This is a genomic window from Streptomyces rhizosphaerihabitans, from assembly GCF_025399795.1.
Lineage (GTDB): Bacteria > Actinomycetota > Actinomycetes > Streptomycetales > Streptomycetaceae > Streptomyces > Streptomyces rhizosphaerihabitans.
Map to the genome: position 1 here is coordinate 1 of NZ_JAODTZ010000014.1, position 18,224 is coordinate 18,224.

Consider the following 18,224-nt stretch of genomic DNA (forward strand, 5'->3'; position numbering starts at 1 on the left):
GTTTTCTGCGTTTAGGGTCTTTGTCATGCGCTATGACCTGATCATTTTCGACAACGACGGCGTCCTCGTGGACAGCGAGCCGATCTCCAACACTCTTCTGGCCGCATATCTCACCGAGTTGGGTCATCCCACCTCGTACGAGGACTCCTTGCGTGACTACATGGGCTCCGCCATGCACCGCATCCACGACCTGGTTCTGGAACGCACCGGTCAGCGGCTGCCGGACGACTTCGACGACGTGTTCCACGCGCGGGTCTTCGCCGCCTTCGAGCGGGAACTGAAGCCCGTTCCTGGTGCCGCTCAGGTACTGGAGAAGCTGGCCGCGGACGGCGTGCCCTACTGTGTGGCCTCCTCCGGGAGCCATGAGCGGATCCGGGTCGGACATCGAACGACGGGGCTCGACCGGTGGTTCGACGACGGGCGCGTCTTCAGCTCGCAGGACGTCGGGCGGGGCAAGCCGGCACCCGATCTCTTTCTCCACGCCGCCGAGCGCATGGGCGTACGACCGGAGAAGTGTGCCGTCGTCGAGGACAGTCCGCTGGGCGTGCGGGCGGCCAACGCGGCAGGGATGGACGTGTACGGGTTCACGGCCATGACACCGGCCGACAGGCTGGCCGACGCCACCCAACTCTTCTCCGACATGGGGCAGTTGGCTGACCTGCTGGTATGACGGCACCCATCGGCGGACGCTGACATTTGTCATGCCGAGCTCCGGACGATCGTTTCTGTCGGCGGGTGGGGTCCGACCGCGAAGCTGAGTACATCGAAACGGGACGTACACAGTGACGACGGAGGGACCCGATCATGAGCATCACCGCCACCGAGATCAGCACCGCACGGACCGCCACCGCTGCCGAGGCGGTCACCACGACGGCCCCGGCCGCACCGGCGGAGACCGCCGGCCCCCGGCCGAGCTTCCTGCCGCTGATCGTGGACGTGGCGGTGCCCGTCGGGTCGTACTACCTGCTCAAGAACGGGTTCGGGATGAGCACCATGGCGGCGCTCGGCTGGAGCAGTGTCGTACCGGCCGTGCGGACCGTGTGGAGCGTGCTGAAGGAGCGCAGGGTCAACGCCCTGGCCGGGCTGATCCTGTTCGTCAACGTGGTCGGGCTCGCCCTCAGTCTGGTCGCCGGTGACCCGCGGCTGATGCTGGCGAAGGACAGCGGGGTCAGCAGCGCGATCGGCATCGGTGTCCTGGTGTCCGTGAGGCTCGGGCGGCCGATGATGACGCAGGGGATGAAGCCGTTCCTCGTGAAGGGTGACGCGGCGCGGGCCGCGGCCTGGGACCGGCTGGCGGCCGGCTCCGAGCCGTTCCGGAAGGCCGAGCGGACGTTCTCGCTCGTGTGGGGCACGGTCCTGCTCGGCGAGTGCGTCGCGCGGGTCGTCGGCGCCTACACGCTGCCGATCGACACCATGGTCTGGCTCGGCACGGTCGTCATGATCGCCTCGATGGTCCTCGCCTTCCTGCTCAGCGGACGCTTCGCCGTCGTCCCGATGGAGAAGATGCTGGAGCGGGAGCTCGCCGCCGGGGCCCGGACGGACAGCTGAACAGCCCCGCGCCGAGGGCCCGGACGGGCCCGCCGCGAAGGCCTCGACAGTCCCTCCCCTAAGAGCTGAGCAAAATTCACCTTCGGCTTGATCTACCCACCGGTAAGCCGGGGCCCTACGCTCGCCGCCATGACAGATGTGCTGCGGCGCGGTAGGGCCTCTTTGGCGTTCAGCTTTTTCGCTCAGGGTGCCGCCTTCGCGCTGCTCGTGACGCGTATCCCGGCCATCCAGGACCGCTACGGGATCTCCGACGCGCTGCTGCCGGCGTTCCTGGCGGCCGTCCCGGTCCTCGCCGGGCTGGGCAGCGTCACCACCGAGCACCTGGTCAAGCGGATACGCCCCAGTCGCATCCTGCGGTGGTCGCAGCCGGTCGTGCTGCTGGCCCTGCTCGGTGTCGGCGCCGGTGACCAGCTCGTCGAGGTGGCGGTCGCCCTCGCCGCCTTCGGCCTGGCGGTCGGCGGTCTCGACGCCTCGATGAACATGCTCGGGGTGAGTCTCCAGCGGTCGTACGGCCGCAGCATCATGCTCGGTTTCCATGCCACGTACAGCCTGGGCGGGATCGTGGGCGCCTCGCTCGCGTGGGCCGGGGCGCACTGGCACATGTCGCTCTTCGTGTCGTATCTGCCGGTCGTGCTGATGCTGCTTCCGCTCGCTCTGCTGGGCAGCCGGTGGTACGTCGACGGCGGCGCGGCCCTGGACGGTACGGACGGCAAGGAGGACGCGGCGGCCGGTGCCGGTGCCGGTCCGCTCGTCTTCAAGCTGCTGCTGCCGCTGTGCCTGGTGATGACGTTCGCCTACATCGGGGACTCGACGGTCTCCAACTGGAGCGCGAAGTATCTGAAGGACGTGCTGGGCAGTTCGGAGCAGACGGCGACCGTTCCGTACAACGTCTACATGGTGATGACGCTGGTGGGACGGGCTGTCGGGGACTTCGGGGTGCGGCGGTTCGGGGCCGTCGCGGTGGTGCGGCTGGGTGCCGTGGTCGCCGCGCTCGGCTTCGGGGTGGTGGCTCTCGCGCCGGGTGCCGGGGTGGGCATGCTGGGCTTCACGCTGCTGGGGCTCGGGCTGTGTGTGATCGTGCCGCAGACCTTCGCGGCCGCCGGGCGGCTGTTCCCGGGGGCGTCGGACACGGCGATCGCGCGGCTGAACATCTTCAACTACGTCGGGTTCCTGATCGGGTCCCCGCTGGTGGGCGCGCTGGGTGACGCCTGGAACTACCGCGGAGCGATGCTCGTGCCGATGGTGCTGGTTCTGGCGACCCTCGGGTACGCCCGCTCGTTCGCTCCCGAACCGGACCGATACGGTGACGTGCATGAGCGGCCGCGCACAGCTGATGTGGGACGAGGCAGTAACGGGGTATGACTTCGGTCCGGACCATCCGATGGATCCGGTCCGGCTCGCCCTGACCCGGGGGCTCGTCGACGCCTTCGGGCTCGACCGGGACGTCGACGTCGTCTCGGCGAAGCCCGCCGGGGCGTCGACGCTGCGGCTGGTGCACCGCGAGGACTATGTGGACGCGGTCAGGGCCGCGTCCGCCGATCCGGAGTCGGCGGACCCGTCGTACGGCCTCGGAACCATGGACGATCCCGCGTTCGCCGGGATGCACGAGGTGTCCGCGCTGATCGCCGGGCAGTCCGTGGGGGCCGCGGAGGCGGTCTGGCGCGGGGAGGCGCTGCACGCGGTGAACTTCGCGGGCGGGCTGCACCACGCGATGCCCGGCGGTGCCTCCGGGTTCTGCATCTACAACGACGCCGCGCTGGCCATCGCCCGCCTGCTGGAGCTGGGCGCCGAGCGGGTCGCGTACGTCGATGTCGACGTGCACCACGGTGACGGCGTCCAGGCGGCCTTCTGGGAGGACCCGCGGGTCCTGACGATCTCGCTGCACGAGCATCCGCGGACGCTGTTCCCGCAGACGGGGTGGCCCGAGGAGACCGGGGCGGGCAGCGCGGAGGGCACGGCCGTCAATGTCGCGCTGCCGGCGGGCACCGGGGACGCGGGCTGGCTGCGGGCCTTCCACTCCGTGGTGCCCGAGCTGATCGCCGACTTCCGGCCGCAGGTGCTGGTCACCCAGCACGGCGCGGACACCCACTTCGAGGATCCGCTCGCCCACCTCGCCGTCTCGCTCGACGCGCAGCGGGCCGTGCAGGTCGCCTGTCACGACCTGGCGCACACGTACGCCGACGGGCGCTGGGTCGCGCTGGGGGGTGGCGGGTACGCGGTGGTGGAGGTCGTACCGCGTTCGTGGACGCATCTCGTGGCGGTGGCGGCGGGTCGTCCCATCGAGCCCGAGACGATGATCCCGGAGAGCTGGCGGCAGGAGGCTTTCGCCCGTACACGGCAGTCTGCGCCGAGGCGGATGACGGACGGGCGGTGGCCGGTGTCCTGGAAGGACTGGGAGTCGGGATACGACCCGGCGGACCGCCTCGACCAGGCGATCCTGGCGACCCGCCGGGCCGTGTTCCCGCTGCGGGGGCTCCTGCCGTAGACCCCCGTGGAGGGAACTGCTGCCGTAGACCCCACGGCAGGAACTGCTGCCCTGGACCCCGGGGCGGAAGTGGACCACCCGCCCGGCGTCTCGGTCGTGTCCCCCTGGGCGAAGGACCGGGCGATGACCGGCGCCGGGCCGACCGGCGTTCGGCTCCCGCACGTTGCGGGGCTGCCATGGCTCCCGACGATGCCGGTGGGCCTCTCAGTTGTCGTCCTGCCACCGGTGTCACAGTGGAGCATTAGGCCAGCATTAGGCCAACTGTGGGGCATATTGCCCATTTTGCGTATACGGTACCGCCGGATGCGTCAGCATCGCTGACGTGTTGAGCACCGGAGCTTTGCGTGCACATCTGCTGGCCGCCCGGCTGGCCGGGCCCGTGGCCACCTCGCGCGAGGAGAGCCTGCGCAGCTATCGGCTCTTCGCCGCCCGCGACCCCCGGCTGCTGCTCGGACTCGATCCCGAATGGACATGGTGCCAGCGGGATCTGATCGAGCTGATGGCCGACAAATGCGGAGTTTCGGCCGACCCTTCGCACACTTCGGGGCATGATGTGATCGACCCGGAGCTGACCCTGGCGGCTCTCGACGCCTTCGCGGAACGGCTCGGCGAAGCCGCTCGTCATCGTCACCCTGTGCTTCTCGGCACGGGTCATCCGCACCGGCTGATCACCTTCTACGCCGCACTCGCGGACGCCCTGTCGGCGGCTGGATGTACCGTTCTCACCCCCGCGCAGGGTAGCTCTATCGACATAACGACCCGGTTCGGTCTACGCACGTACAACCTCGACTACGTACAAGGTGTCGCGCTGGTGCGCGAACCCGAGGCGGGAGCCGCCGGTCGTGCGACCGGCGCACACACCCATTCGCCACTCCCGGTTCGGACCGTTCTGGCGGCCGCCGCAGAGTCCGGAGGGCCCCTCCCGGAGCTGGTCATCGGAGACCACGGATGGGTCTGCGGAGCAGGTCAGCTGGGGTTCGAGGCCATCGGTCTCGCCGATACGGACGATCCCGCGCTGTTCGTCGGGGAGGCAGAGGGACGGGTGTCCGTCGTCGTTCCGCTTGATGACGCTGTGCGGTCTGATTACTACCGACCGCTTACTCGCTATGTACTCAATCGAGCGTGTCTGTCACAGTAGGCGGCCGATGGCATCCCCTCTTCCCCACTCGCATCACCCGCCCCTACATTGGGGAGTGAGCACGCAACGACGAAGAGTCACCGGAAGGGGAAGCCGGTGACCGTCGAGTGCGGAAGGTTCAGGTGTGTCATGGCTGCAGGCGAGAGGCCTCTGAACGAGGTTCAGTTCCTTACCGTGGCGGAAGTCGCCTCGGTGATGCGAGTGTCGAAGATGACCGTGTACCGCTTGGTGCACAGCGGTCATCTGCCGGCGATCCGGGTGGGGAGGTCCTTCCGGGTGCCGGAGCAAGCGGTTCACGAGTACCTCCGTGAGAGCTATGTGGGGGTGGAGACCGCCTGACGGCGTTCCGGGAGGCCGTTCGCGATCTCCCGGAAACACCTCGATTACGACCTCGGCTCTCGGACGGGTAGGCTGGCCCCTCATAGGTCGTATGGGCCCATGCAGCCCAGCACCGAGTAAAGAGAAGTGAGCGAGGGTAGTCGTGGGCTCTGTTATCAAGAAGCGGCGCAAGCGGATGGCGAAGAAGAAGCACCGCAAGCTGCTCAAGCGCACTCGCGTTCAGCGTCGCAACAAGAAGTAAGCGACGCCGCGAAACGCGTACTGTGGCCTCTCACCAGCAGGTGGGAGGCCACAGGCATATCCGGCCGCGAAAAGGCCACTCGAAGGGTCGGCCGAGGAGCCGGCTCGGGAAGCCGAGGAGCCGGCCGAGGGTCTGCCGGGGCCGTCACGAACGCCTCGGCCGAGGGCACCGCGGTGGCGAGAAGGACTCGGCCGCGGCGGCACCCGAGAAGCAGTACCCCGAAAAACCGCTCGAATGTCGAACGTGTTCGGCCATCTGCGCCGCATACGCCTGTGGGCCGAATGGCTGGGTCTGGTCGTACGTCCACGGCTGTCGTCACTTCGTGCATCGGGCGGTCATCACAGCGCAACATCGACCCGCTAAGTTGGCCGCACACGGGGAACGCGGCAGGTACGAGCGGAGCTACGTCCAGTTCTGGAAGGAAGGCGCTGATCTTGGGGAAGGTCGTGCTCGTGACCGGGGTGGCCCGGCAGCTGGGGGGCCGGTTCGTACGACGGATCCAGCGTGACCCGCAAGTGGACCGGGTGATCGCCGTGGACGCGGTGCCGCCCGAGCATCACATCGGCGGCGCCGACTTCGTGCAGGCCGACATCCGGCAGCCCACCATCGCGCGGGTGCTCGCCGAGTACTCCGTCGACACGGTCGTGCACATGGACGTGACGGGCACGGCGCTGGGCTCCGGCAGCCGGACCACGGTCAAGGAGACCAACGTCATCGGCACGATGCAGCTGCTCGGTGCCTGCCAGAAGTCCCCGACGGTCAAGCGGCTCGTCGTGAAGTCCAGTACGAATGTCTACGGCTCGGCGCCGCGCGACCCCGCCGTCTTCACCGAGACCACCTCGCCCAAGTCGCTGCCCAGCGGCGGCTTCGCGAAGGACACGGTGGAGGTCGAGGGCTACGTGCGCGGCTTCGCGCGCCGCAGGCCCGATGTCGCCGTGTGCGTGCTGCGGTTCGCCAACATCCTCGGCCCGAGCGCGGACTCGCCGCTCGCCTCGTACTTCTCGCTGCCGGTGCTGCCCACGGTGTTCGGTTACGACCCCCGGCTCCAGTTCGTCCACGAGGGCGACGTCATCGAGGTGCTGCGGCTCGCCTCGCACGAGCCGCAGCGGGGCACGCTCAACAGCGGCACGTTCAACATCGCCGGGGACGGCGTCCTGCTGCTCTCCCAGTGCGCGCGCCGGCTGGGGCGGCCCACGGTCCCGCTGCTGCTGCCGGCCCTCAGCTGGGCCGGTACGGCCGTGCGTACCCTGGGTGTGACGGACTTCTCGCCGGAGCAGCTGCGGCTGCTCACGCACGGCAGGGTGGTCGCGACGGTCCAGATGCGCGAAACCCTGGGTTACCAGCCGAAGTACACGACGGCGGAGACCTTCGCGGACTTCGCCCACAGCAGGGGGCCCGGACTTCTGCCCCCGGAGGCCGTTGCGGGGGTCGTGGACCGGATCGCCGCACTGTCTCTCCCGGGCGGCGGCCACCCCCCGACGCAGAGCGCCAACTGAGGAGCGCATCAACGATGGCGGACGCCAAGGTCATTCCGTTCGACGACGACCGCTCGCGCGGGGCTGCTGCGCAGCGCCCGCCGCGGCGCCGGGCCGGGGGGAGCCGGCGCAAGGGTGAGCCCGTGGTGGTACGCGAGGTGCAGCCCATGCCCGGACGGATCCTCCCGCAGGATGATGTTCCCGTGACACATGAGGAACAGCCGCCCCGACAGCCCCAGCAGGGCGGTGCGAGCCTGGAGCAGCGCATCGCGGGAGGCCTGGCCTTCCTGCGCCGCAGGCTCACGGGCGACTACGAGATCGACGAGTTCGGGTACGACCAGGAGCTGACCGACCAGGTCCTGATGTCGCTGATCCGGCCGATGTACGAGAAGTACTTCCGCGTCGAGGTGAAGGGCATCGAGAACATCCCGTCGGAGGGTGGCGCCCTGATCGTCGCCAACCACTCGGGCACGCTTCCGCTGGACGGCCTGATGATGCAGGTCGCCGTCCACGACAACCACCCCGAGAACCGTCACCTGCGGCTCCTCGCCGCCGACCTGGTCTTCATGCTGCCGGTCGTCAACGAGCTGGCCCGCAAGGCCGGTCACACCCTGGCCTGTGCCGAGGACGCCGAACGGCTGCTGGAGCGCGGCGAACTGGTCGGCGTGATGCCGGAGGGCTTCAAGGGCATCGGCAAGCCGTTCAGCGAGCGCTACAAGCTCCAGCGGTTCGGCCGGGGCGGCTTCGTCTCGACGGCGCTGCGCGCGGGCACTCCGATCATTCCGTGCTCGATCGTCGGCGCGGAGGAGATCTACCCGATGATCGGCAACGCGAAGACCCTCGCGCGGCTGCTCGGATTCCCGTACTTCCCGATCACCCCGACCTTCCCCTGGCTGGGCCCGCTCGGTGCGATCCCGCTGCCCACCAAGTGGACGATCCAGTTCGGCGAGCCGATCCGCACGGACGGCTATCCGCCGGAGGCGGCCGAGGACCCGATGCTGATGTTCAACCTGACCGACCAGGTCAGGGAGCAGATCCAGCACACCCTGTACAAGCTGCTGGTGCAGCGCAGGTCCGTGTTTTTCTGATCATGCAGTTACGATTCTGTTGATCATGTCCTGATATGCCTGTACGTCGATGGGGGCGCCCTTCCCGAGGAGGGCGCCCCCATCGACGTACCGCGGTGGCCTGTTAGTTGCTGTCCTGCGTGTCGATGCCGAGGCCCGGCAGGAGGCCCGGCAGCAGGGGCGGCAGCGTGACGTCGGGTTCGCTCGTCGCACTGCCCTTGCTGCTGCCGGACGACGGGGAGGAGCTGGTGTCGTCCAGCGGCGGGTCGAGCAGGCCGCCGGTGTTGCCGCCGAGGAGGCCCTCGCCGCTGCTGCCCGAGCTGGACGGCTTGGGCTTGCCGCTGCTGTGGCTTCCGCTCGCGGAGCCACTGGTGGCGCTGGGCGACGGAGTGTCCGTACCGGGCGAGCCGGTGGACTCCTCGCTCCTGCCACGGTGACGGCCGGTGCCCTCGGGGGCGGGCGTCGTGGGCAGCAGCGAGCGCAGCGGGTCGACCTCTTCGTCTATGGCCTCGAAGACCGACGAGACCTGGTCACTGACGTCGCCGAGCTGCACGGGCAGCTGGTCCCGCAGTGCGCCCCAGGCCTCGCGGTGCGACCGGGAGAAGGCGGACAGGGCCTGGATGGGGCCCAGTGAGCCGTCCCGTTCGTACGCCTCGTGCAGCAGCCGGTGGCCCTCGGAGGCGTCGTGCTGCATGCCGGAAAGGGCGCGGCGGACCTCGCCCAGGGACTCGTGGTCGAGGTGTCCCGAGCGGCCCCGCTCCATCAGCCGGCGGGCCTCGCTCAGCCTGGTCGAGGCCTGGTCGAGGTAGAGCTCGCCCCGGTCGCTGTCGCCGTGGGCGAGATCGAGCTTGATGTCCTCCATGCCGCGCTTGAGCCCGTAGAGCGAGTCGCCGGGCAGGGCGTCGGAACTCGCGGCGGCCACACCGCCGAAGGCGCCGGCGGCCACACCGATGGTGAGTCCGCCCGCGGCGAGACCCTTGGACAGCCGGGACCGGGGCCGCAGCTTCCCCAGTCCGGTCGCCCGGTGCGTGCCCTTGGACCGGGACCGCTGTTCTGGCAGAGCACGGTCCAAACCCTCGCCTCCGGCGGCGGTGCCTTCCAGCAGCATGGCCTCCATCGCGGCGACGAGCTGGGCTCGCTGCACGATCTTGACCTCGGGGTCCAGCTCCGGTTTGGGCAGCTCGCCGAGACCGGTGGCGAGGGCCAACAGCAGCCCTTGTCCGGTCTGTTCCGCAGCAGCCCGGGACGGTGCCGACCCATCGGGCTGCTCGGCCGCCGTGCCCTGGTCGAACTCCTCCAGGGCCTGGGCGAAGGCGTCCGCCCGCCGGTGTGCCGATACGTTCGCGATCACTGGCGGCACCTCCTCTCGTCATGACGGTCGACTCCCCAGGGGGTCCTGAGGGTTGCACCCCCTGGCCGTATCCACACGATCGGGTGATCGGTGATGGCCAAGGCGTGACCACAGGGAGCCTGTATCCCGCACAACGAGCGTCACGGCACTTGGGTTACGGACGACGGATGATCGGACCGCGAAGTCAACAGACTTTTACAGAAGGCGAGTTGGGCGTCGCTGAGCGTGCGGACCACTGCGGTCGGATGCGCGTTCAGCGGACGTCGTCGGGCAGGAGCCGGGCCAGGGTGCGGACGGCCCGGTACTGGAGGGTCTTGATGGCGCCCTCGTTCTTGCCCATCACCCGGGCGGTCTCGGCGACCGAGAGCCCCTGGAGGAAGCGGAGCGTCACACACTCCTGCTGCTGAGGATTGAGCCGTCGCACGGCGTCAAGGAGCGCGGCGTTGGAAAGCGACTCCAGCACGGAGTCCTCGGGGGAGCGCTCGACCTCGTTGGCGTCGAGCATCTCGCCGGTGGTCACTTCCAGCCGGAAGCGGCTGGACTTGAAATGGTCGGCCACCAGGTTCCGGGCGATGGTCACGAGCCAGGCGCCGAAGTCGCGCCCCTGCCAGGTGAAGGTGCCGATCCGTCGCAGCGCCCGCAGAAAGGTCTCACTGGTGAGGTCCTCGGCGGTCGCCTTACCTCCAACCCGGTAGTAGATGTAGCGGTACACGGTGTCGCTGTACTGGTCGTAGAGCCGTCCGAAGGCGTCGGCCTCGCCGGCCTGGGCGCGCTCCACGAGATCCATCATCCGGGCGCTGTCACTGTCCGCGGCCGGACGGCGTGCGGTGGTGGCCGAGCCTGAGCGGCCCCGCCTGCCGACCGCCGCGTTGCCGTCGGCCAGGGCGTAGCAAGGTCCGACGGGCGCGGGGAGGGCGAAGGCGGGGACGGCGTACGCGGTGGGGACGAAGCCGCGCAGACGGTCCAGGACCGTTGCGCGCAGCGTAGCCAGGCCCGAGGCGTCAACCCCGACGTGTGAGTACACGGGACTCCCAGAGGCAGAGCTTCCATCACGTGCAGTGCGGGACCTTTCACCCGTCGTGGCGACGGAGGGGTACCGGTTTGCGTTTGAGGAGAATAACGCTTCGTACAGGCAGCGCTACACCCAGTTGCTAAAATCATCGATTACGTCGCCTCTGGGGCGAATTGGTGCCTGTTCAAGTGCCGCACGGTGACCGCTTGTTGATCGGATCGGTTCAGGTTCCGTCTGAGTGCAGAGCGTGTTGTGCCCGCCTGCGGAGGGGGCGACTGAGTCGCCCACGGCGTGGGTAGGACAATGTGATTGCCTCGCGGAGCAGCGCTCCCGCCCCAGGTCCGGACAGGTTTTCGCCCCCTCCGCCCCTACCCGTCCCGTACCTGGGGCTCCGCCCCAGACCCCGCTCCTCAAACGCCGGAGGGGCTGAAACCTTCCGCGGCCGGGGCTGGATCGTTCTGGATGGACGTACCCGCAGCCGGGAACGCGCCGTCGGGGCCGTGCCGGTACATCGATGCCCGTCGCCACCGACGGTCACATCTCCGTCCAACGGCGACGGGCTGATGCACCGGCACGGCCCCGACCCACCCACCGGCCGGAACCGCGAACGCCAGAGGCAGAGGCAGCGGCGAGCTACCGACGGCGACGGTGGAGCGCGATCGCCGCGGCCGTGCCGCCGGCCACCGCACCCACCCCGGCCGCGGCGGGAATCCCGACCTTCGCGGCCTTGCGCGCCGTGCGGTAGTCCCGCAGTCGCCAGTCGAAGTCCCGCGCGTGCCTGCGCAGTTTCGAGTCCGGGTTGATCGCGTACGGGTGCCCGACCAGCGAGAGCATCGGGATGTCGTTGTGCGAGTCGCTGTACGCCGCGCAGCGGGACAGGTCCAGGTCCTCCGCGGACGCCAGCGCCCGTACGGCCTCCGCCTTCGCCGGACCGTGCAGGGGTTCGCCGACCAGCTTGCCGGTGTAGATCCCGTCCACCGATTCCGCGACCGTGCCCAGGGCGCCCGTGAGGCCGAGCCGCCGTGCGATCACCGTGGCGATCTCCACCGGCGCCGCCGTGACGAGCCACACCTTCTGGCCGGCGTCCAGGTGCGCCTGGGCGAGCGCCCGGGTCCCGGGCCAGATCCGCTCGGCCATGTACTCGTCGTAGATCTCCTCGCCGATCGACATCAGCTCGGAGACCCGGTGACCCTTCACGATCGACAGCGCGGAGTCACGCGCTTCCTGCATGTGCTCCGGGTCCTCGACGCCGGCCAGCCTGAACCACGCCTGCTGCCAGGCGAACCGTGCGAGGTCGCGGGTTTCGAAGAACTTCCGCTTGTACAGCCCCCGTCCGAAGTGGAAGAGGGCAGCACCTTGCATCACGGTGTTGTCGAGATCGAAGAAGGCGGCGGCCTTGTCGTCGCCGAGCACCGGGAAGTCGGGTTCCTCCGCGGCGTCCGGAGGCGCCAGTTCTTCCAGTTCCTGCGAGGACTTGCGCGCTGCCTCTGCCGAGGCCTCGCCTGCCAACACGCTCCGCGCGGTGGCGGAGCGCCTACGGGGAGTGAGCCATCCGAGAGCGGCCATGTCGTGAGCATAGCCAGTCTGTTCGGTGCTTCCGGAGTCGAGAGGATTCGGCGCTGTGAACTCTCCGCGACCGTCCCGTTAAAGGACCGTCCGATTCGCTGCCGCCACGGCGCGTCGGCCCCGCGCGAGGGCCTGTTGCCGCGTAAAGCGCGGAGCGCGCCCACCGGCGGGTCCGGGGCGGGAGAATGGCGCGTATGAGCCCCATGTTCCGGCGCAGCGACCGCCGTACGGAGAGGAAGGCGCCCGAGGAGCGCCTGGTCACGTTGATCAGGAAGCCCGGGTGTCATCTGTGTGATGACGCACAGGAGGTGATCGAGAAGGTGTGTGCCGATCTCGGGGTCCCCTGGGAGGGGAAGGACATCACCGAGGACGAGGAACTGCACCGCCGGTACTGGGAGCAGATCCCGGTCGTACTGGTGGACGGCGCCCAGCACACCTTCTGGCGCGTGAACGAGGAACGCCTTCGCAAAGCCCTCGCGCGGTGAGTCGCGTGCGGGGACGCCCGTCGCGCCCGTGATGTGTCCCGACTTGTGACCTGTCCGGGCAGTCCAATCAGCCGGGAAAGTCGCCTAGGATCGACGGCGATTGGTCTCGGGGGCGGGATTCGTTGAGGAGAGTGTGCGGTTTTGCCCCCTTCAAGTGCGGAAAGAAGCCGCCCGCGCGCCGGTTCCATACGAGCGCGCCGGGCATGCGTGACCCCGGTCACGTTGGCCGGGCAAATCGGACACCGTCTTTGTGCACGCGTTCACAAAGACATAGCCTGCATTCGACGGGGCGGTCTAGGTACGTGTGACCGCCTAAAGCCCCGCTCTACCCGCAGGAGCACCGTGGCAACTGGCCGAACTCACCGACCGGCGACCCGCAGCCGAGGGATTCCCGAGGCCACCGTCGCCCGGCTTCCGCTGTACCTCCGAGCACTCACCGCACTGTCGGAGCGCTCGGTACCCACGGTCTCATCCGAGGAACTCGCGGCCGCGGCGGGGGTCAATTCCGCGAAGCTGCGCAAGGACTTCTCCTACCTCGGCTCCTACGGGACGCGTGGTGTCGGGTACGACGTCGAGTATCTCGTGTACCAGATCTCCCGCGAACTGGGGCTCACCCAGGACTGGCCGGTAGTGATCGTCGGTATCGGCAACCTCGGTGCGGCACTGGCCAATTACGGAGGGTTCGCCTCCCGCGGATTCCGCGTGGCGGCGCTCATCGACGCCGATCCCGCGATGGCCGGGAAGCCCGTCGCCGGGATCCCGGTCCAGCACACGGACGAGCTGGAAAAGATCATCGACGAGAACGGTGTCTCGATCGGTGTCATCGCCACCCCGGCCGGAGCCGCCCAGCAGGTCTGCGACCGCCTGGTGGCCGCCGGAGTCACCTCCATCCTGAACTTCGCGCCGACCGTCCTGACCGTCCCGGACGGTGTCGACGTGCGCAAGGTCGACCTCTCCATCGAGCTGCAGATCCTCGCCTTCCACGAGCAGCGCAAGGCCGGCGAGGAGGCCGAGGCACAGGCCGGTGCCGCCGCCTCGGCCGCGCAGGAGAACAACGGCAAAGGGCCCGACGGGGATGTTCCCGCCGTGATGCCGGCATGAGTCTCCTCGTCGTCGGGCTGAGCCACCGCAGCGCCCCGGTCAGCGTCCTCGAGCGGGCCGCGCTGTCCCCGGACGCGCAGGCCAAACTGCTCCAGGACACCCTCGCCGCCGAGCCGGCCGCCGAGGGTGCGGTGCTCGCCACCTGCAACCGCATCGAGCTGTACGCCGACGTGGACAAGTTCCACGCGGGCGTCGCCGAGCTGTCCACGCTCCTCGCCCAGCACAGTGGCGTCGGGCTGGAGGAGCTCACTCCCCATCTGTACGTGCACTACGAGGACCGGGCCGTCCACCACCTCTTCTCGGTGGCCTGCGGCCTGGACTCGATGGTCGTCGGCGAGGGCCAGATCCTCGGCCAGATCAAGGACGCGCTCGCCACCGCGCAGGAACTGCACACCGCCGGCCGCCTCATCAACGACCTGTTCCAGCAGGCGCTGCGGGTCGGCAAGCGCGCCCACTCCGAGACCGGCATCGACCGCGCCGGACAGTCCCTGGTCACCTTCGGCCTGGAGCAGCTGTCCGCCGGGCGGCCCGTCGAGGCCTGGGCCAAGGGCAAGAAGGCCCTCGTCATCGGCGCGGGCTCGATGTCCTCGCTGGCCGCCGCGACGCTCGCGCGTGTCGGCGTCGGCGAGATCGTGATCGCCAACCGCACCCCCGACCGCGCCGAACGCCTCGCCGAGATCCTCAACGGCGGCGACGACACGGACGTGCTGGCCCGCGCGGTACCGATGGGCTCGGTACCGGTCGAACTGACACGTGCCGACATCGCCGTCTCCTGCACCGGAGCGACCGGAATCGTCCTGACGGCCGAGACCGTCGCGGCCGCCGTCGAAGGCCGTACGGGAACACCCGCGGCCCTGCGTGAGACGTCGGCCGGCCCGGCCGGTCACCTCGCGTCCGCCGGTGCCGGCACCGAGGACGCCTGCCCGCTGGACCTGTCCGCCGTGCAGGGCGCCACCGGCTTCTCCGTCATGGGTGAGGCGGCCGTCGCCGGCATGAACGCCGCCACCCTGGAGCAGCATGCGGCCTGGGTGGACAAGGGCACCGGAACCGTCGAGCGCCGCGACAGCCGTCGTACGCCCGACCAGGAGGCCGACGCCGACGCCGACCTCATCACCGCGCTGGCCGCCACCGTCGCCACGGTCGGCCGCATTCCCGAGCGCCGCAGGCCCGAACCCGTCGTGGAGGCCCCCCGCCCCGCGCCGGTGCTCGCGCTGCTCGACCTCGCGATGCCCCGTGACATCGACGCGGCCGTGCACCGGCTGCTCGGTGTACGGTTCGTCGACCTGGAGTCGCTGGCCGAGGCCTCCGCGGACGCGCCGATGGCCGCCGACGTGGACCAGGTCCGCCGGATCGTCTCCGACGAGGTGGCCGCGTTCGGCGCCGCCCAGCGGGCCGCGCACATCACCCCCACCGTCGTGGCGCTGCGCGCCATGGCCGCCGACGTCGTCGCGAACGAGATCGCCCGGCTGGACGGACGGCTGCCGGACCTCGACGACAAGCAGCGCGGCGAGATCACCCAGACCGTGCGGCGCGTCGTCGACAAGCTGCTGCACGCGCCGACCGTACGGGTCAAGCAACTCGCCGCCGAGCCCGGCGGTGCCGGGTACGCGGACGCGCTGCGGACCCTGTTCGACCTGGACCCGGAGACGGTCGCCGCCGTCTCGCGGGCCGAGAACAACACCGAGAACGCCAAGAACCGAGGGCGAGCATGAGTGAGCAGGCTTTGAGGCTCGGGACCAGGCGCAGCAAACTCGCCATGGCCCAGTCCGGGCAGGTGGCGGATGCCGTGAGCAAGGTGACCGGACGGCCCGTCGAGCTCGTTGAGATCACGACGTACGGCGACGTTTCCCGCGAGAACCTCGCGCAGATCGGCGGCACGGGCGTCTTCGTGACCGCGCTGCGGGAGGCACTGGTGCGCGGGGAGGTCGACTTCGCCGTGCACTCCCTCAAGGATCTGCCGACCGCGCAGCCCGAGAACCTCGCGCTGGCCGCCGTGCCGGTGCGCGAGGATGCGCGCGACGTTCTCGTCGCCCGCGACGGGCTGACCTTCGAGGAGCTGCCGGACGGCGCCCGCGTCGGTACCGGCTCGCCGCGCCGTATGGCCCAGTTGAACGCGTACGCGCGCAACCACGGCATGACGATCGAGACGGTCGCCATCCGAGGGAACATCGACACCCGCATCGGGTACGTCCACGCCGGGGAGCTCGACGCCGTCGTGCTCGCCGCCGCCGGACTCAACCGGATCGGCCGTATCGACGAGGTCACCGACTTCCTGTCGGTCGACACCGTTTTGCCCGCCCCCGGCCAGGGGGCACTGGCGATCGAGTGTGCCGCGGACAACGCGGACCTCGTCGCCGCGCTCGGAGAGCTCGACGACCCGTTCACCCGGGCCGCCGTGACCGCCGAGCGATCCCTGCTTGCCGCCCTGGAGGCCGGCTGCAGCGCACCTGTGGGTGCGTTCGCCGACCTGCTGGACGATGGGCAGATTGTCAAGGAGATGCGCCTGCGCGGCGTCGTCGGCATGACCGACGGCTCGACGCTGGTGCAGCTGTCCACCACCGGTCCCGTGCCCGAGACACATGACCAAGCGATGTCGCTCGGCCGTGAACTCGCTGCCGAGATGCTTGCCAAGGGCGCGGCCGGTCTGATGGGGGAGCGAGCACTGTGAGCCCCACCAAATTTCCCACCGGTCCGGTCCACGGGCACGTCACCTTCCTGGGTGCCGGACCCGGAGATCCAGGGCTGCTGACACTGCGCGCCGTAGAGGCGCTGGCGAACGCGGACGTCCTCGTCGCCGAGCACGAGGTGCTCGACGTGGTGCGCGTTCACGCCAGACAAGGCGTCGCCGTTCTGAACACGGATCCGGACACTTCGCCGGTTCCGTACCAGGGCACAGGCACGCCTCAGCTGACGGTTGTTGACAGCGCGTCAACGACCGTTGGTGACCCCGCGTCGAGGGACGCTGCCAATCTTGTCATGACGGCCGCGCGGGGCGGCAAGCGGGTCGTACGTGCGGTGTCCGGTGACCCCGGGCTCGACACCTACGCCGCCGAGGAGATGCTGGCCTGCGCCCGCGCGGGCGTTCCGTTCGAGGTCGTGCCCGGCATCGCGGCCGCCGTCGGTGTGCCCGCCTACGCGGGTGTGCCGCTGCGGGACGCGCAGGGCGCGGACGTACGGTTCGTCGACGCGCGGACCGCCTCGAACCGCTGCTGGACCGAGGTCGGCGCCTCCGACGGCACCGTCGTGGTGTCGGCGACGCTCGACTCGGTGGCCGCGGCCGCGGGTGAACTGGTGGCCTCCGGCCGCAAGCCCGACACCCCGATGTCCGTGACGATCGCCGGTACGACGACTCGTCAGCGCACCTGGTCGGCCACCCTCGGCACGATCGCCCAGACGCTGAAGCAGGCGAAGGTGCTGCCGTCCCCGGACGGTGGCCGCCCGGTGATAGCCGTGGTCGGTGAGCGTTCCTCCGCTGCCCAGCGCGACCAGTTGTCGTGGTTCGAGTCCAAGCCGCTGTTCGGCTGGAAGGTGCTCGTGCCGCGCACGAAGGAGCAGGCGGCGTCGCTCTCCGACCAGCTTCGGTCGTACGGGGCCGTGCCGTACGAGGTGCCGACGATCGCCGTCGAACCTCCGCGCACGCCCCAGCAGATGGAGCGCGCGGTCAAGGGCCTGGTGACGGGCCGCTACGAGTGGATCGCCTTCACCTCGGTGAACGCGGTCAAGGCCGTGCGGGAGAAGTTCGAGGAGTACGGGCTCGACGCCCGTGCCTTCGCGGGCATCAAGGTCGCGGCGGTCGGCGAGTCGACCGCGAAGGCGCTCATCGCCTTCGGCGTGAAGCCGGACCTGGTGCCGAGCGGCGAGCAGTCGGCCGCGGGCCTGCTGGAGGACTGGCCGCCCTACGACCCGGTCTTCGACCCGATCGACCGTGTCTTCCTGCCCCGGGCCGACATCGCCACGGAGACCCTCGTCGCCGGGCTCATCGAGCTGGGCTGGGAGGTCGACGACGTCACGGCGTACCGCACCGTGCGCGCGTCGCCGCCGCCGGCGGACACCCGCGAGGCGATCAAGGGCGGCGGCTTCGACGCGGTGCTCTTCACCTCGTCGTCGACCGTGCGGAACCTGGTGGGCATCGCCGGCAAGCCGCACAACGTGACGGTGATCGCCTGTATCGGTCCCGCGACGGCCAAGACGGCCGAGGAGCACGGGCTGCGGGTCGACGTGATGGCTCCGGAGCCCTCCGTGCACAAGCTGGCGGAGGCGCTGGCGGACTTCGGCCTGCGCCGCCGTGCCGCCGCGCTGGACGCCGGTGACCCGGTCACCCGGCCGAGCGAGCGCCGTCCCGGCTCGCGGAGGCGTCGGACCACCTGACGCCGGTGGGGGCGCGTGACGCGGTCCACGACCCGGCACACGCCCCGC

17 protein-coding genes are annotated in these 18,224 nt (G+C 69.8%); 14 read left to right on the plus strand and 3 right to left on the minus strand.

What is annotated here, in order from left to right; genetic code table 11:
* Positions 1-25: 25 nt before the first annotated feature.
* From N4G66_RS16120 to N4G66_RS16160, 9 genes are all read left to right on the plus strand, one after another.
* On the plus strand, positions 26-670 hold the full coding sequence (locus N4G66_RS16120) for an HAD family hydrolase (RefSeq protein WP_261704799.1): 645 nt from the start codon (positions 26-28) through the stop codon (positions 668-670).
* Positions 671-804: 134 nt separating this feature from the next.
* Positions 805-1,548, plus strand: a complete 744-nt coding sequence (locus N4G66_RS16125) for a VC0807 family protein (RefSeq protein WP_261704800.1) — start codon at positions 805-807, stop codon at positions 1,546-1,548.
* Positions 1,549-1,677: 129 nt separating this feature from the next.
* Entirely contained in the window at positions 1,678-2,910 is a 1,233-nt protein-coding gene (locus N4G66_RS16130) for an MFS transporter (RefSeq protein WP_261704801.1), read from the plus strand.
* On the plus strand, positions 2,861-4,033 hold the full coding sequence (locus N4G66_RS16135) for an acetoin utilization protein AcuC (protein WP_261704802.1): 1,173 nt from the start codon (positions 2,861-2,863) through the stop codon (positions 4,031-4,033). Before N4G66_RS16130 ends, N4G66_RS16135 begins: the two co-directional genes overlap by 50 nt.
* A gap of 322 nt (positions 4,034-4,355) precedes the next feature.
* Positions 4,356-5,171: a phosphatase gene (locus N4G66_RS16140; protein ID WP_261704803.1), complete on the plus strand. Its 816-nt coding sequence runs from the start codon at positions 4,356-4,358 to the stop codon at positions 5,169-5,171.
* Positions 5,172-5,300: 129 nt separating this feature from the next.
* Positions 5,301-5,510 carry a helix-turn-helix domain-containing protein gene (locus tag N4G66_RS16145; protein ID WP_093781815.1) on the plus strand — a complete coding sequence of 70 codons (210 nt, stop codon included), beginning with the start codon at positions 5,301-5,303 and terminating at the stop codon, positions 5,508-5,510.
* Positions 5,511-5,652: 142 nt separating this feature from the next.
* Positions 5,653-5,751 carry a 30S ribosomal protein bS22 gene (locus tag N4G66_RS16150; protein ID WP_003948845.1) on the plus strand — a complete coding sequence of 33 codons (99 nt, stop codon included), beginning with the start codon at positions 5,653-5,655 and terminating at the stop codon, positions 5,749-5,751.
* A gap of 434 nt (positions 5,752-6,185) precedes the next feature.
* Complete coding sequence (locus tag N4G66_RS16155; RefSeq protein ID WP_261704804.1) at positions 6,186-7,247, plus strand: NAD-dependent epimerase/dehydratase family protein; 1,062 nt, start codon at positions 6,186-6,188, stop codon at positions 7,245-7,247.
* A 14-nt stretch (positions 7,248-7,261) separates the two neighbouring features.
* The gene (locus N4G66_RS16160) at positions 7,262-8,314 is read left to right on the plus strand and encodes a lysophospholipid acyltransferase family protein (protein ID WP_261704805.1); all 1,053 of its coding nucleotides are present in this window, start codon (positions 7,262-7,264) and stop codon (positions 8,312-8,314) included.
* A gap of 103 nt (positions 8,315-8,417) precedes the next feature.
* On the opposite strand, the gene N4G66_RS16165 is transcribed toward N4G66_RS16160, so the two are convergent.
* From N4G66_RS16165 to N4G66_RS16175, 3 genes are all read right to left on the minus strand, one after another.
* Positions 8,418-9,644: a DUF5667 domain-containing protein gene (locus N4G66_RS16165; RefSeq protein WP_261704806.1), complete on the minus strand. Its 1,227-nt coding sequence runs from the start codon at positions 9,642-9,644 to the stop codon at positions 8,418-8,420.
* Between the two features lie 253 nt (positions 9,645-9,897).
* Positions 9,898-10,668 (minus strand): ECF subfamily RNA polymerase sigma factor, BldN family, encoded by a 771-nt coding sequence (locus N4G66_RS16170; RefSeq protein ID WP_037627370.1) that lies wholly within the window; start codon positions 10,666-10,668, stop codon positions 9,898-9,900.
* Positions 10,669-11,289: 621 nt separating this feature from the next.
* The gene (locus N4G66_RS16175; protein WP_261704807.1) at positions 11,290-12,222 is read right to left on the minus strand and encodes an HAD family hydrolase; all 933 of its coding nucleotides are present in this window, start codon (positions 12,220-12,222) and stop codon (positions 11,290-11,292) included.
* Between the two features lie 185 nt (positions 12,223-12,407).
* Between N4G66_RS16175 and N4G66_RS16180 the strand changes: the two genes are divergently transcribed.
* The 5 genes from N4G66_RS16180 (at position 12,408) to N4G66_RS16200 (ending at position 18,176) form a co-directional block, all read left to right on the plus strand.
* The gene (locus N4G66_RS16180) at positions 12,408-12,707 is read left to right on the plus strand and encodes a glutaredoxin family protein (RefSeq protein ID WP_261704808.1); all 300 of its coding nucleotides are present in this window, start codon (positions 12,408-12,410) and stop codon (positions 12,705-12,707) included.
* 342 nt (positions 12,708-13,049) lie between these two features.
* The gene (locus N4G66_RS16185) at positions 13,050-13,808 is read left to right on the plus strand and encodes a redox-sensing transcriptional repressor Rex (protein WP_261704809.1); all 759 of its coding nucleotides are present in this window, start codon (positions 13,050-13,052) and stop codon (positions 13,806-13,808) included.
* Positions 13,805-15,520 (plus strand): glutamyl-tRNA reductase, encoded by a 1,716-nt coding sequence (locus N4G66_RS16190; protein ID WP_261704810.1) that lies wholly within the window; start codon positions 13,805-13,807, stop codon positions 15,518-15,520. Before N4G66_RS16185 ends, N4G66_RS16190 begins: the two co-directional genes overlap by 4 nt.
* Positions 15,517-16,476 (plus strand): hydroxymethylbilane synthase, encoded by a 960-nt coding sequence (gene hemC, locus N4G66_RS16195; protein WP_261704811.1) that lies wholly within the window; start codon positions 15,517-15,519, stop codon positions 16,474-16,476. Before N4G66_RS16190 ends, hemC begins: the two co-directional genes overlap by 4 nt.
* Positions 16,473-18,176, plus strand: a complete 1,704-nt coding sequence (locus N4G66_RS16200; RefSeq protein ID WP_261704812.1) for a bifunctional uroporphyrinogen-III C-methyltransferase/uroporphyrinogen-III synthase — start codon at positions 16,473-16,475, stop codon at positions 18,174-18,176. Before hemC ends, N4G66_RS16200 begins: the two co-directional genes overlap by 4 nt.
* Positions 18,177-18,224 lie beyond the last annotated feature (48 nt).